The following is a 14,501-nucleotide window of genomic DNA, read 5'->3' as shown; positions in this document are numbered from 1 at the left end:
TTAATAAAAACATTTGATCTAATATTCGATTATTTTTCAATCAATCCTTTTGTAGCAATACCGTTTCAATCTGAAACATAAAAAATAAGAAATATGAATTAAAAGATTCATATTTCTTATTTTGGTCATCAAACTAAAATTATTGTTAAATAAGATTTGTTAGATCATTTGTTCATTGTTTTTTGTTTTCATTTTTTCTTCAATTTTTTTATGATACAAGGAAACTTCGTCTTCAGAGCAATAGACATAATGCTCAGGTGTAATTTCTCTTAATTTATATTCCTTATTCTCTTTTATTTGTGGTTTATAAACAATTCGTGTCCGTGCCCGTTCATAATCCGGATCAGGTAGGGGAATGGCCGATAACAAGCTTTCTGTATACGGATGGACACCTAGATTATAAACATCATCACTTGAGCCCATTTCTAATAATTTTCCACCATACATTACACCAATACGATCACTAATATGTTTCACCATTGATAAGTCATGAGCAATAAATAGATAAGTTAGCCCTTCTGTTCTTTGCAAATCTTGAAGTAAATTAACTACCTGAGCCTGAATAGAAACATCTAATGCTGAAATCGGTTCATCACAAATAATAAAACGTGGATTAACAGCTAAAGCCCGAGCGATGCCAATCCGTTGTCTTTGACCACCTGAAAATTCATGTGGATAACGTGTACCATGACTTGGATCAAGTCCAACAGTTTTTAATAATTGATTTACCTTTTCTTCACGTTCTTTTTCATTACTGGCTAATTTATTAATATCAATTCCTTCAGCAATGATATCATTTACTTTCATCCGTGGATTTAATGAAGCATAAGGATCTTGAAAAATCATTTGGATTTCTCTTCTAAATTCTTGTAATTCTGTTTTTGAATGAATTTTACTAATATCTTTTCCATCAAAAATGATTTTTCCAGCAGTTGGATTATATAAACGAATCACACTACGTCCAGTAGTAGATTTTCCACTACCAGATTCACCAACCAAGCCAAATGTTTCCCCTTCATAAATATGAAAACTGATGTCATCAACAGCCTTAACCTCATCTGAACGTACAATATTAAAATATTGTTTTAATCCCTTAACATCTAGGAGTGTTTTTCTTTTTTCATTCATTATTTGTACCTCCCAAGGTTTTATGACGTTCACTATATAGTTTCCATCGACGAGCAATTTCTATTGGTGGTTTTACTTTTGGTGCTTGTGGCGCTAATAACCAGGTAGCTGCTTTGTGTGTTGAAGATAATTCAAAATATGGCGGTTGTTTTTCCCTATCGATTTTCATTGCAAATTCATTTCTAGGATAGAAGGCATCACCCTTAGGTGGATCTAATAAATCTGGTGGTGAACCAGGGATAGCATATAACTGATCCTCAGTTCCTTCAAGAGTAGGCATTGAACTTAACAATCCCCACGTATATGGGTGTTGTGGGTTATAGAAAATTTCTTCTGAAGTACCAATTTCTACAATACGTCCACCATACATCACCGCTACACGATCTGCAACATTTGCTACTACGCCTAAATCATGTGTAATAAAAATAATTGATGTATTAATTCTTTGTTGTAGATCTCTTAATAATTCAAGAATTTGTGCTTGAATTGTTACATCTAAAGCCGTAGTCGGTTCATCAGCGATCAATATTTCCGGATAACAAATTAAAGCAATTGCAATAACTATGCGTTGACGTTGACCGCCAGAAAACTGATGTGGATAATTTTTTAAACGTTTCTCTGCATTGGGAATACCCACAAGCTTTAATAACTCTAAAGCTTGGTTTAATCCTTCTTTTTTAGAAATTTTATTATGCTTAATTAAAGATTCAGCTACCTGTTTACCAATAGGCATAGTTGGATCTAATGAAGTCATTGGATCCTGAAAAATCATAGCAATTTCTTTTCCACGAATCGATTGCATTTGCTTTTCAGGTGTTTTAACAAGATCTTTTTCTTTAAAGATTATTTTTCCATGATCAATTATTGCATTGCTACTTAACAAACGCATAATACTTCTAGTAGTTACAGATTTTCCACTACCAGATTCACCTACAATGGCTAATGTTTCTCCCTTAAATAATTCAAAACTAACCCCACGAATTGCTTTGACTTTTCCTGCGAATGTATCAAAAGAAATATGTAGGTCTTTTACATCTAATATCTTTTCCATAATCATTCCCCTACTCTTTCATCTTAGGATCAAAGGCATCACGAAGTCCGTCAGCCAATAAATTAAAACAAATCATAATAACAGATAGTGCTACTGCTGGTATCCATAATAAATAAGGTAAGAAACGGAACGTCTTGTATCCTTCATTCAATAAGGTTCCTAAAGAAGCGGTTGGCGGACGTAAGCCAAGACCAATAAAACTTAAAAAAGCTTCAAAGAAAATTGCAGCAGGAATACTAAACATCATTTGCACAATAATGACACTACTGATATTTGGTAAAATATGCTTAATTGCAATTTTGATTCTTGATTCTCCTAATGTTTGTGCTGCCAAGACAAATTCCTGATCTTTTAATTTTAAAGCCTGTGCTCGAACAATCCGAGCCATCGAAACCCAATTTGTAATTACCATGGCCAAAACAATAGATAGAATACCAGGATTCAACACTGTTAACATTAAAATCATAACAACCAAATTAGGAATGCCAGAAATGATTTCTAATATTCGCTGCATCACTGTGTCAACCTTTCCCCCTAGCATGCCAGAAATTAATCCATAGGTAACACCAATTGTGATATCCAAAAGGGCAGCAATTAATGCGATTAATAAAGAAATCCGAGTGCCCATGAATAGACGACTGAGTACATCTCTACCCAATCCATCTGTGCCTAAATAAAAATTTACATTTTTAGGGACATTTGCATTTGCATACTTATCAACAACCTTGTTAGCAACAACGGTTTTCCCATTTAGTCCATTGATCCCTTCTAATCCTGGAATTCTAGGTGGTAAATTAATATAGGAAACATTTTGTTGGTTCGGATTATGAGGAGTAACCCAAATTGTTACAATAGAGATTAATAGAACAATGCTCAATATACACATTGAAATTACTGCTGCCTTGTTCTTTTTTAATCGACGCCATGAATCTTGTAGAAAACTTAAAGATGGCATAGCAATTCTTTCTTTTTCTTGTGATTGCAAGGTGTCTAGTGGTTGAAAATCATCTGCTGGTATACTTTTAATATCTTTAGGTACATCTTTAATATTTATAGTTTCCATTAGCCTCTATTTCCCCCTGACACACGAATTCTTGGATCTATTAAGCCATAAAGTAAATCTACGATTAAAATAACTATCACTAGCATAGCAGAATAAAGAATAGTAACTGCCATAATCGTTGGATAATCATTTGTCATGATTGATTTTACAAACTGCTCACCAATTCCAGGAATAGCAAAAATATTTTCTACTACTAAAGAACCAGTCATCAATCCAACAGCCAAAGGACCTAATAATGTAATCAATGGTATTAAACTATTGCGCAGCCCATGACGAAAGGCAACTTGCCAACGACTTAGCCCCTTAGCTTTTGCCAGTTCTATATAATCACTGTGTAAAACTTCGACCATTTCTGTACGAATAAATCTAGCAGAATCCGCCATTGGACTCATAGCTAAAGCAATAGTTGGTAGAATTGTATAAGAAAAACCATTCCACATAGCAATGGGTAGAAGATTTAATTTCATGGCAAAAATATATTGGAGTAATACTGCAAAAACAAAATTTGGGATGGATCGACCTAAGATAGCTACCAATGTGGCAGTAATATCTATCCAGGTATTTTGTTTCATCGCAGCAATAATTCCTAAAAGAATGCCGACAAAAGTGCCAAATAAAATGGCTTGACCCCCAAGTTGTAAAGATGGACCAATCCGTCCAGCTAATAAACTAGCAACTGGTTGATTTTTAAATTGGAAAGAAATGCCAAAATCACCTACAAGTAAATTTTTCAAATAGATAACATATTGAATAATAACTGGTTTGTCTAATCCTGATTGTTTGTTTAACATTGCGATTGTTTCTGGACTTAATTTTTCTTGATTTGTATAGGGAGTACCTGGTAAAAGCTTCATTAAGAAAAATGTGATGGTTGCAATCAACCATAAAGTAATGATCATAAAAAATACTCGTTTAAGAAAATATTTTCCAAAGCTATTCAAAAAAACGCCACCTCCAATTTATTTTGACTTCATCAGCTAATTTCGTTAAAGTAAGAATGTTGAATAACACAGCAGATGGAGTTGAGAATATGAAAAAAAACAAAAGACCGATACTGATAGCAACGATTATATCGTTTTGCATTATTATTTATTTATTAACTACAGAACACATGATCACCTTTTTACGATTAACAAATACTTTCTTTATGACTGCCCTTTTCTTTTTAATTATCGGTGTCGCTTTTTGGATCATGTCATCTGGTTTTTTCGATAATTTTCAACGCATTGTGAAAGAAACATTTAGATTGAAAAAAAAAGAAGAAATAAAAGATTTTATTCCATTTTCTAGTATTGGATTTGCTTATTACCACTTTTGGTTAGAAATTGGAGGGATTTTATTAATTATTGCAATTATTTCTTTATTATTTTACTTTTTTACAATATAGATAGCAAGAGGCCTTTGCCTTTTAATAAAAAGGCAAAGGTCATTTTTATTAAACAACTAGGTTCATATGAAACTGAAACAAATTATTCAGAAATATAGGTCCATTTATAATCAAATTGTGCACCAGCAGGATGCGCTACAACCCCTTTAACCTTCTCAGCACGTAGATGTGCTTCTGCCTTTTGGTAAATTGGAACAACACCCATATCATCCATGATAATCTTTTCAGCATCTATCATATTTTTCCATCTCTTTTCTAGGTGTGTTGAATTAGTAGTGGCAGCTGAATGAACAAGATCATCATAATTTTTATTTGTATAACGACCACGATTATAAGCATTTCCCGTTGTAAATAGATCTAGGAAACTACTTGGATCTGCATAGTCTGCACTCCATGCACCAAGGACTACATCAAAATCCCCCTTGTTTGAACGATCGAGACGAACAGAAAAAGGTACTGTGCTAACTGATACTTTTACATCTTTTAACGAATCAGTAATAGCATTTTGTAAATACTCAACAATTTTTTTTAAAGAATCTGTATCTACTGCTAATATATCCATTTTTAATTCTTTGATGCCTAGTTCTTTCTTTGCTTTCTCCCAATATTCTTTTGCTTTACGTTTATTGTAAGTAGGTATGTCTCCTGCTTCACTCGTAAAGTCTTTTTTATCATTTTTCGGATCTTTAGCCATATCGGCTGGTACTAGTCCCTTAGGGACAATTGAACCATCACCTAAAATGTTATTAACCAATGCCTTACGATCTACAGCATAAGAAATAGCTTTCCGTAGATTTTTATTCCTGTAAGGAGAATTTTCATCTCTTTGATTGAATTCTAGATAAGACGTTGATGCTTGTTTTTGAGAAGTAAAGTTAGGGTCATTACTCATTTGCTGTGCTAATTCACCCGTTAAAATGACATCATCTGTTTGTTTATCCTGAAATAAATTCAAGGCTGTTGGCGCTTCTTTTACAACATTAAAGTTAATTTTGTCCAATTTGACAGCTTTTTTATCCCAATAATGATTATTTTTGTTGTATTCCCATTTAGTAGAGGTACCTGGTCCATCAAAATTGGCTAAAACAAAGGGACCGTTATACACGGAACTTTCACTTGTTGTTGAATAATTTTTTCCATATTTTTCTACTATATCTTGTCTTTGTGGGAAAAATGTCGGCATAGCCAACAAATATTGAAAATAAGGAGTTGCTTGCTGTAAGGTAATTTCTAATTCATAATCATTGATTGCTTTAATTCCTAATTCTTTAAGATCCTTTTTTCCCTCATTAATTTCTTTGCCATTTTTAACAGAATTATACAAATAAGCATATTCAGAAGAAGTTTTAGGATTTACTGTACGTTGCCATCCATAAACATAATCTTTCGCTTTTACTGGTTTGTCATCACTCCAGCGTGCCTTTTTATTCAACTTTACTTTATAAATCGTCCCATCGTTGTTAATTTCTACCTTTTCAGCACCAGCCAATTGTGTCTTATTGTTTTTATCTAAACGATAAATTCCTTCATAAACATTATTTAGAATTGTAAAACCGTAAGTATCAGTTACTAGCGACAAATCAATACTGGGTACTTCTTGTGGTATAGCAATATTCAATACTTGCTTGCCATTACTTTCATCAGTACCAGATGTCGAAGTTTTATTAGCTGATTTGCTACTACTACAAGCTGCTAATGATAATCCTAACAAAGGAACTAAACTTAAAATGATTGCTTTTTTTATTTTCATTTGTATCCTCCTCTACCATTTATATTTTCTGAAAAACAGAATTGATGATTGATTTATTCTATGTGATTCAGTTTACAACTAACTCTATTAAAAAATCAAGAAAAAAATTAATTTTTTTTAATAAAAGCTTAAATAAAGATTAATTTTTACTTTTATTTTTTTATTGTAAAAAAATAGATTAATGACTGTTTATTGTATCCTTAATTTATAAAAAAATAGATATTTATGAGAACATTCACAAAAAAATTAATTGATTACTTATTATTCATTAAATTGTTGTTTGTTATGAATAATCCACCGATAAATCTAAATGAATGGATTTGTCGCTCTCATCGGATGAAGATTTAGAATGAATTTTTGATTTCCCTACTATTTAAATTACTGATTCCTCTACTTAACCTATATATCTTATTCATGAATCTACCCTTTTCAAAAAACTTCTGAATTTCTAATGAATGAACAGCAAGAATTACAAATATCTATGCTAAATAAATAATATTTAACGATTAACAAATCCCATCTGTATGACTTTTTTAAAAATTCATATTGTAAGCACTTAAACGATTTACTTCTAGCTTTTTTTTAGTTACACTATTAAAAGTTAATTTATATTTTTATAGAAATAAATCTCAAGGCTATTTTTATAAAAATAGGATGCTTATACTATAATTTTATTGTCATCTATAAAAATTTTATTCTTTTATTTTTATCAGAATTATTTAATCCTTTATTAGCAATAAATAATTTATGGTATGCTTAATAAGATAGATTTAAAGCTCATTTTCTACCTAACGAGGATTTAATCTATAAAAGGATGGTTTATTTAATGAATGAACAACAATCAGGAATTGGATATGCAACAGGAAAAATCATTTTAATGGGTGAACATTCAGTTATTTATGGAAAGCCAGCAATTGCTCTTCCTTTCCAACAAGTAAAAATAATGGCAGAAATTTCTCCTAATGAACAAATGCTACTTAATTGTAGCTATTATTCCGGAATGCTTTCCTCTGTGCCTGATCAATTAAAAAATATTCGTAAATTAGTTGAAAAATTATTGGTCTTTTTACACAAAACAGACCATAAGTTTCAGATTACTATTAAAAGTACGATCCCTTCGGAAAGAGGAATGGGATCTAGTGCCGCTACGGCTGTTGCTTTAGTCCGTGCTTTTTTTGATTATTTTTCTTATACGCCAAGTTCATCTGAAGAGTTGTTAAATCTAGTCAGTTTTTCAGAAAAAATTGCTCACTGCAATCCAAGTGGAATTGATGCAGCAGCAACAAGCAGCGTTCATCCATTATATTTTATGAAAGAACAACCTATTCAACCTATTGAACTAAAACTAACTAATGCTTATTTAATTGTTGCTGATACAGGTATAAAAGGTCAGACACGAGAAGCAGTGAAGGCTGTCGCTTGTCTGTTTGACTCTAAAAAACAAGCAACAATGAAAAAATTTCAAATACTAGGAGAATTAACCGAACAAGCAAAACAAGCAATGACCAAAAATCAAGCTAGTTTATTAGGAAAAATAATGAATCAAGCACAAGAGGTACTCAAAACACTAGGTGTTAGTAATAAACCAATTGACAATCTAATAGAAATTGCTCATAACAATGGAGCAACCGGTGCCAAATTAACGGGTAGCGGTCGAGGTGGTTGTGTTATTACACTATCGAATAATGAACAAACAGCAGAACAAATTGCCAAAGCACTATTGAATGCAGGTGCAAAAAAAACTTGGATTCAGCCATTAGGAGTGAAACAATGAACAATATGGGAAGTGCACGTGCCTATACAAATATTGCTTTAATCAAATACTGGGGGAAAAAAGATAATTCTCTGATTATTCCAATGAATAATAGCTTATCCTTAACTTTGGATGCTTTTTATACCGATACAACAGTGAAATTTACCAGCTCTTTAAATGAAGATCAATTTTTCTTAAACGGACAACGACAGACATCTAAAGAGGAGAAAAAAATTCATCAATTTTTAAATTTTATTCGACAATCTTTTGGCGTGAATGAATATGCAAAAATTGAAAGCAAAAATCATGTACCTACAGGAGCAGGTTTAGCTTCTTCGGCTAGTGGATTTGCCGCATTAGCTGGCGCTTGTAGTGAAGCATTACATCTTAATCTTTCCTTAAAAGAATTATCTCGATTAGCTAGACGAGGTTCTGGATCAGCTTGTCGAAGTATTTATGGTGGCTTTTCAGAATGGGAAAAAGGAACAAAGGATGAAAATTCATTTGCTCTGCCCTTATTTGCTGATAATTGGGAAAAAGAATTAGCAATGTTATTTATTGTTGTAAATGACCAAATAAAAGAAGTCTCTAGTCGCTCAGGGATGCAAAAAACTGTCGAAACTTCTTGTTTTTACCCAGGTTGGCTAGAAACTGTAGATAAAGATCTAAAACAGGCAAAACACGCCATTAAAGAAAAAGATTTTCAATTATTGGGAAAAACGATTGAAGCTAATGCCTTAAAAATGCACGCAACAACATTAGGTGCCCATCCACCATTCACTTATTGGTCTGAGGAAAGTATGAAAGCTATGAAAAGTATTCGTCAAGCAAGAAAACAAGGTATTCCATGTTATTTTACAATGGATGCTGGTCCTAATGTAAAAGTTTTAGTAGAGAAAAAAAATCTAAAAATTCTTCATGATTTTCTTATAAATTTTTTCTCAGAGAATCAGTTGATTTCTGCTCTAGCCGGTCCAGGCATTTGTATACTTAAAGAAAGAAGGCAAAATGACAAATGATTGAAGTCTCAACACCCGGGAAACTTTTTATCGCTGGTGAATATGCTGTCGTTGAACCAGGGCATCCTGCGATTATTGTTGCTGTAGATCAATTTGTAACAGTCACACTAAACCAAGCTGAAAATGCTGGCAGCATTCAATCAGAACAATATAGTTCTCTTCCCATTCAATGGACAAGACGTGCTGGCAAATTAGTTTTAGATATTCGAGAGAATCCTTTTCATTACGTTCTTACAGCAATTCATTTAACAGAAGAGTATGCTGCTGAACAAAATAAAAGACTATCCTTCTATCATTTAAAAATAACAAGTGAGCTGGATAGCTCAAATGGGAGAAAATACGGCTTGGGATCAAGTGGTGCAGTAACTGTTGCTACTATTAAAGCTTTGAATTTATTTTACAAACTAAACTTAACAGAAATTGAAATTTTTAAGCTTTCTGCTCTAGCCCATCTTGCTGTTCAAGGAAATGGTTCTTGTGGCGATATTGCTGCAAGTTGTTATGGTGGTTGGATTGCCTTTTCTACCTTTAATCATCATTGGGTCAATCAAAAAAAACAACAAGTATCTTTAACAAAATTATTAAGTCTTAAATGGCCAAATTTATCTATCCAACGTTTATCTGTACCTAAACGCTTACGATTATTAATTGGTTGGACGGGTAGTCCTGCTTCAACTTTTGATTTGGTTGATCAAGTACATCGCTCTAAAACAAATAAGCTGTTAAATTATCATTATTTCTTGACTCAAAGTAAACAATGTGTTGATGCAATGATTCAAGGATTTCAAACAAATAATATTTCTTTAATTCAAAAACAAATTAAAAAAAATCGAGAATTATTACAACAACTTTCCATTCTAACTGGCGTTTGTATTGAAACTTGTGCTTTAAAACATCTTTGCGACCTTGCTGAATCCTATAATGGTGCTTCAAAATCGTCCGGTGCAGGTGGTGGTGATTGTGGGATAGTTATTTTTAAGCAAAAATCGAGTATTTTGCCCATAATGAGCGCTTGGGAAAAAGAAGGCATTACGCCTTTGCCTTTACATGTCTATACTTATGGAGGGAATAATGAACAAAAAAACGAACAGAAAAGACGATCATCTTGCTCTAGCACAAGCCTTTCATAAAGAAAATTCAAATGATTTTGATGGCGTTCATTTTGTTCATCAATCTTTTTCAGAAATGGCCATGTCACAGGTTAATCTTTCGACTTCATTTCTTGGTTTTTCTTTTTCTTCTCCTTTTTTTATTAATGCAATCACCGGTGGAAGCAAAAAATCAAAACTCATTAATCAACAGATTGGCATCATTGCAAAAGAAACGGGTATCATGGTGGCTACCGGTTCTGTTAATGCTGCTTTGAAAGGTCCTAAATTAATAGATACCTATCAAATTATACGCAAAGAAAATCCAAAAGGCATTATTTTTACTAATCTTGGTGCTGGTTGTTCTTTAGAACAAGCAAAACGTGCAATTGATTTAATTCAGGCGGATGGTTTACAAATTCATGTTAATTTGGCACAAGAATTAGTGATGCCTGAAGGCGATCGTGATTTTAGAAACTGGCTTGATTCAATCCAACTGCTCACTGAACAATTAGCTATTCCCCTCATTGTTAAAGAAGTCGGTTTTGGAATGAGCCAAGAAACATTAAAAAAATTACAAAAAATTGGTGTAAAGGCTGTTGATATCAGTGGTCAAGGTGGAACTAATTTTATTCAAATTGAAAATGCTAGGCGGGAGAAAAAGGAATTGGCATTTCTAAATGACTGGGGTCAATCAACAATTATTTCACTTTTAGAATCTACTAATCTACATGATGAAATGACTGTTCTTGCTTCTGGTGGCATCCGTCATTCCTTGGATATTGTTAAAGCTCTAAGTCTTGGTGCTAGCAGTGTTGGTATCGCTGGTACTATTCTTGATTCTTTAATAAATGATGGATTAGATTTAACCATACAACTCGTTCAAAAATGGCAAGAGGAATTGAAAATTTTATATACCCTACTAGGAAAGAAACGGACTGCTGATTTAAATACTACAGATATCGTTTTTGATCCTTTCATCATAAGCTGGTGTAAAAGTCGTGGAATCGATTATCGTGCTTTTGCTTTTAGGGATAATTTCAATCAATAAATAACTTTTACTATGCAAAATTCTGTAAGACTCCCTTGCACAATTCCCTTTGCTTATCACCATAACTTTTTATATAGAAAAAAATCAGCTCTTAAAATCAAAATAACATTTGATTTTAAGAGCTGATTTAATTTAACGTGTAATTTTAACTTTATGTGTCTATTAAAAACTAGATAGCATTTTCCCAATCTTCGTCAATAAATAATTTTGGATTCTTAACATTTTTACTAAAGAAAAGAATCATCAATAAATTACTAATAACCAATAAAACAAGTAGAACGAGTAAATCAGGAGTTACCGATCCATCCATACCTATACATTGACGTATAGCATTTATTGAATAGGTCATTGGTAAAAATGGATGAATAAATTGATAAAAACCACCTGACAATTGAATTGGGTAAGTTCCACCTGATCCAGATAATTGGAAAAGCAATAAAATCAATGCCAAGAAGGAACCAAGTTTACTTAAAACAACATTTAATAAGGTAACAATTGACATGAAAGTTATTGCAGTAACTAGCAACAAGAAAAATAATTTAGCTGGATGAACTGAATGCATACCTAAAAGCAATACAGCACAATAAGCAAATACAGCTTGTACTAGACTTACTAATCCTAAAACAGACATTTTACTTGCCCACCAAGCAACGCCATTTGTTGGTTTGCTTTTTGGTTTAAAGGCATCAAAAATTACATTCATTGTTATTGCACCTACAAACAAAGCAAGCGATAGTAAGTAAGGTGCCATTCCTGTTCCATTATCAGCTACAGTATTTTTATCCTTATGATTAGATTTTACAGGAGAAGCTAAAGCATTAGCAGAATTTTTCTTGGTATTAACTTTTTTAATACCATTTGCACCTTTAGCTAAACTACCAGATAAATCTGATAAACCAGTTTTTACCTTGCCTAGTGAACCAGCTATTTGTGTTTCACCACTTGCCAATTGACCACCGCCACCAGCAATTTGATTAGCACCATCACCTAATTTATCAGAACCACTAACTAATTTTCCACCATTACTTTTTAATTGTGAAGTTCCACTAGCTAATTGTTTTGAACCATCTGCAAGTTTATTAATACCACTGCCTAAAGTTGGCATCTTTTGATCAATAGTTTCTAATCCGGTAGATAATTGATTAGCTCCTTTTGTTAAATCTCCAGATTTACTTGCTAATTGTTTAGTTCCTTGATTTAATTGATTTGTTCCAGTTGCCAATTGATTTACACCAGATGATAAAGCGGGTAATCCCTGACCAACTGCTGTTAATCCATTAGATAAATTTGTTGTTCCATTAATCAATGATTTTCCATTTTCACTTAACTTCGTTGTTCCTGCGGCTAGTTCTGTTGAACTTTCTGCAAATTGATGAATACCAGCACTGACTCTTGGAACATTATTTGCTAATGCAGTTGCACCTTGATTGATTCTTTCAATATCTGGTGAATTAGATAATTTATACATACCATTTACCACATTTGATAATACTGGTGTTGCTGTAGAACTTCCAGCAGCTAGTTTATCTGATTCTGCTTTTAATTTATTGATATCAGCTTCAGAAATATTTTTAGTCTTATCTGTTGAATGTTCTATGTTATTTAAATTATCTTTAACTGTTGACAAAGTACTTGTTAACTGAGCTGTATCAATAGAAATTTGATCTGCAGCATGTAACATTTGACTATTCTGATTTTTCATTGCACTAAGAACTGAAGATTTTTGTGCGTCATTCAAAGTAACTCCTTGCCCTTCTAAAGTGGCAATAACAGAATCAGCATTTGTTTTTAAATCTTGATCATAGCTTGTTTTAATTGCAGTTTTTTGCTTTTTCAATTTGTTGACTAGTAGAAGAAACACTGTTAGTCAACTGATTTAAATCTGTTGATAAGTTAATTAAGTTTTGTTTCATTGCTGATGAATTGTCTAAACTTGATGAATCCATACTACCTAGTAATTCAGATACTTGAGCAAGATAGGTATGAACACCTTCTACATAGGTTGTTAATTGATTTTTTTGTTCCTCAGACATTTTTGTTGCCTGAAGCGTATCGGATAGTTTCTGAGTGCCATTTGCCAAGTTTTGAACATTTTCAGGCAATTGACTGGTTTGTGCATCTAATTTGTGTAATTGATCTGAGAATTCTTCGCTATGTTTACTGATTGTTCCTGTTCCGTTAACAAACTGATTAACTCCCTTATTTAAGTTTTTAGAGCCATCAGATAATTTTGAAACACCATTTGTCATAGCTGGAATTTTTGATGCCAATTGATTCATTCCTGAACTTAATTGAGAAGAAGCTGAAGAAAGACTACCAACTCCCCCAGTATATTGCTCAACGCCTGTTGCCAAGTTTGTTGATCCAGTATTTAACTGATTCATTCCATTGGTTAAGGCTGGCACACCATCGCTTAGGGTAGTTAGCCCATTTGCAAGAGTTTGAGTACCATCATCTACCTGACTAGCTCCATCAACATATTGTTTGATACCAACTGTTAATGTTTGAGCACCTTCAGAAAACTGTAAAGAACTAGACGAAAGTTTGTCTAAATTTTTCGCAACTAATTTTGAGGCATCTTCTAGTTTCTTTGTACCGGTTTTTAATTTATTGCCACCAGTAGAAGCATCTGCCATTCCTTTACCTATAACACCAAATTGTGAGAGTAAAGCCTTTGAATACATTTCAGTTACCTTTGATGAAACACTATTTTTCATTTTCATCATAGCTGTATCTGACATTTTATATGCTGTGTATCCTCTTCCTTTAGTTGTTTCATATGTAATGTTCATTGGTTTTGGATGTTTCTTTAAAATTGTTGTTGCATTTTTTGAAAAATTTTCTGGAATAGTGACTTTCATATAGTAGTCACCATTTTCTAATCCCTTTTTTGCTTTTTCCGATGAAACAAAGTGAAAATCAAGTGATCCATCGTCTTTTAACTTTTTAGTTAGATCATCTCCCACAGCAACTTTTTTTGATTCAAAATCAGCAGATTTATCTTGATTTACAACCGCAACAGGCAAACGATCAAGATGCCCATAAGGATCCCACACTGATCCAAGAAAAATAATACTATACAGGGCCGGAATAAGCATCATTATGAACAAAGTAGCAATAACAAGCTTATTTTTTGAAATATGTTTCCATTCTTTTTTAATCATTATGTTCACCTCTTAAAACAATTATTTCATAAATAGACAATCTGTTG

General features: G+C 32.7%; 12 protein-coding genes. 5 read left to right on the top strand and 7 right to left on the bottom strand.

Annotated features, from left to right (window positions below; genetic code table 11):
* Positions 1–159: 159 nt before the first annotated feature.
* The 4 genes from MPTP_RS03120 to opp3b are packed head-to-tail and all read right to left on the bottom strand — an operon-like array spanning position 160 to position 4,183.
* Positions 160–1,128: an ABC transporter ATP-binding protein gene (locus tag MPTP_RS03120; RefSeq protein ID WP_013773612.1), complete on the bottom strand. Its 969-nt coding sequence runs from the start codon at positions 1,126–1,128 to the stop codon at positions 160–162.
* Positions 1,121–2,185 (bottom strand): ABC transporter ATP-binding protein, encoded by a 1,065-nt coding sequence (locus MPTP_RS03115; protein WP_099046184.1) that lies wholly within the window; start codon positions 2,183–2,185, stop codon positions 1,121–1,123. The genes MPTP_RS03120 and MPTP_RS03115 overlap by 8 nt, the downstream gene beginning before the upstream one ends.
* Positions 2,186–2,189: 4 nt before the next feature.
* Positions 2,190–3,242: an oligopeptide ABC transporter permease gene (gene opp3C / locus MPTP_RS03110; RefSeq protein ID WP_013773610.1), complete on the bottom strand. Its 1,053-nt coding sequence runs from the start codon at positions 3,240–3,242 to the stop codon at positions 2,190–2,192.
* A complete protein-coding gene (gene opp3b / locus MPTP_RS03105; protein ID WP_013773609.1) occupies positions 3,242–4,183 on the bottom strand; it encodes an oligopeptide ABC transporter permease in 942 nt (313 codons plus the stop codon). Before opp3b ends, opp3C begins: the two co-directional genes overlap by 1 nt.
* Before the next feature lie 89 nt (positions 4,184–4,272).
* Between opp3b and MPTP_RS03100 the strand changes: the two genes are divergently transcribed.
* Positions 4,273–4,629: a DUF3899 domain-containing protein gene (locus MPTP_RS03100; protein WP_013773608.1), complete on the top strand. Its 357-nt coding sequence runs from the start codon at positions 4,273–4,275 to the stop codon at positions 4,627–4,629.
* An 82-nt stretch (positions 4,630–4,711) separates the two neighbouring features.
* Here the strand turns inward: MPTP_RS03100 and MPTP_RS03095 are convergent, their stop codons facing one another.
* The gene (locus MPTP_RS03095) at positions 4,712–6,379 is read right to left on the bottom strand and encodes a peptide ABC transporter substrate-binding protein (RefSeq protein ID WP_013773607.1); all 1,668 of its coding nucleotides are present in this window, start codon (positions 6,377–6,379) and stop codon (positions 4,712–4,714) included.
* An 826-nt stretch (positions 6,380–7,205) separates the two neighbouring features.
* Here MPTP_RS03095 and mvk point away from each other — a divergent pair.
* Genes mvk through fni form a run of 4 tightly spaced genes read left to right on the top strand, consistent with a single transcriptional unit; the run spans position 7,206 to position 11,290 of the window.
* Positions 7,206–8,153 (top strand): mevalonate kinase, encoded by a 948-nt coding sequence (gene mvk / locus MPTP_RS03090; protein WP_013773606.1) that lies wholly within the window; start codon positions 7,206–7,208, stop codon positions 8,151–8,153.
* Positions 8,150–9,151: a diphosphomevalonate decarboxylase gene (gene mvaD / locus MPTP_RS03085; RefSeq protein ID WP_013773605.1), complete on the top strand. Its 1,002-nt coding sequence runs from the start codon at positions 8,150–8,152 to the stop codon at positions 9,149–9,151. Before mvk ends, mvaD begins: the two co-directional genes overlap by 4 nt.
* The gene (locus tag MPTP_RS03080; RefSeq protein ID WP_013773604.1) at positions 9,148–10,281 is read left to right on the top strand and encodes a phosphomevalonate kinase; all 1,134 of its coding nucleotides are present in this window, start codon (positions 9,148–9,150) and stop codon (positions 10,279–10,281) included. Before mvaD ends, MPTP_RS03080 begins: the two co-directional genes overlap by 4 nt.
* Positions 10,223–11,290 (top strand): type 2 isopentenyl-diphosphate Delta-isomerase, encoded by a 1,068-nt coding sequence (gene fni, locus MPTP_RS03075; protein WP_080580424.1) that lies wholly within the window; start codon positions 10,223–10,225, stop codon positions 11,288–11,290. The genes MPTP_RS03080 and fni overlap by 59 nt, the downstream gene beginning before the upstream one ends.
* 169 nt (positions 11,291–11,459) lie before the next feature.
* Here the strand turns inward: fni and MPTP_RS03070 are convergent, their stop codons facing one another.
* Together MPTP_RS03070 and MPTP_RS03065 are read right to left on the bottom strand one after the other, a co-directional pair.
* The gene (locus MPTP_RS03070) at positions 11,460–13,127 is read right to left on the bottom strand and encodes a YhgE/Pip domain-containing protein (RefSeq protein ID WP_013773601.1); all 1,668 of its coding nucleotides are present in this window, start codon (positions 13,125–13,127) and stop codon (positions 11,460–11,462) included.
* Positions 13,102–14,454, bottom strand: coding sequence for a YhgE/Pip domain-containing protein (locus MPTP_RS03065; protein ID WP_013773600.1), 1,353 nt, complete (start codon positions 14,452–14,454; stop codon positions 13,102–13,104). Before MPTP_RS03065 ends, MPTP_RS03070 begins: the two co-directional genes overlap by 26 nt.
* Positions 14,455–14,501 lie beyond the last annotated feature (47 nt).

This window comes from Melissococcus plutonius ATCC 35311 (assembly GCF_000270185.1).
Classification (GTDB): Bacteria; Bacillota; Bacilli; order Lactobacillales; family Enterococcaceae; genus Melissococcus; species Melissococcus plutonius.
The sequence above is the reverse complement of the archived record's forward strand: the minus strand, read 5'-3'. Positions and strand labels throughout refer to the sequence as shown.

What these genes read in the sequence shown, in the direction of transcription:
- MPTP_RS03120 (WP_013773612.1), bottom strand. Translation starts at nt 1,128, where the DNA reads ATGAATGAAAAAAGAAAAACACTCCTAGATGTTAAGGGATTAAAACAA.
- MPTP_RS03115 (WP_099046184.1), bottom strand. Translation starts at nt 2,185, where the DNA reads ATGATTATGGAAAAGATATTAGATGTAAAAGACCTACATATTTCTTTT.
- opp3C (WP_013773610.1), bottom strand. Translation starts at nt 3,242, where the DNA reads ATGGAAACTATAAATATTAAAGATGTACCTAAAGATATTAAAAGTATA.
- MPTP_RS03100 (WP_013773608.1), top strand. Translation starts at nt 4,273, where the DNA reads ATGAAAAAAAACAAAAGACCGATACTGATAGCAACGATTATATCGTTT.
- MPTP_RS03095 (WP_013773607.1), bottom strand. Translation starts at nt 6,379, where the DNA reads ATGAAAATAAAAAAAGCAATCATTTTAAGTTTAGTTCCTTTGTTAGGA.
- mvk (WP_013773606.1), top strand. Translation starts at nt 7,206, where the DNA reads ATGAATGAACAACAATCAGGAATTGGATATGCAACAGGAAAAATCATT.
- mvaD (WP_013773605.1), top strand. Translation starts at nt 8,150, where the DNA reads ATGAACAATATGGGAAGTGCACGTGCCTATACAAATATTGCTTTAATC.
- MPTP_RS03080 (WP_013773604.1), top strand. Translation starts at nt 9,148, where the DNA reads ATGATTGAAGTCTCAACACCCGGGAAACTTTTTATCGCTGGTGAATAT.
- fni (WP_080580424.1), top strand. Translation starts at nt 10,223, where the DNA reads ATGAACAAAAAAACGAACAGAAAAGACGATCATCTTGCTCTAGCACAA.
- MPTP_RS03065 (WP_013773600.1), bottom strand. Translation starts at nt 14,454, where the DNA reads ATGATTAAAAAAGAATGGAAACATATTTCAAAAAATAAGCTTGTTATT.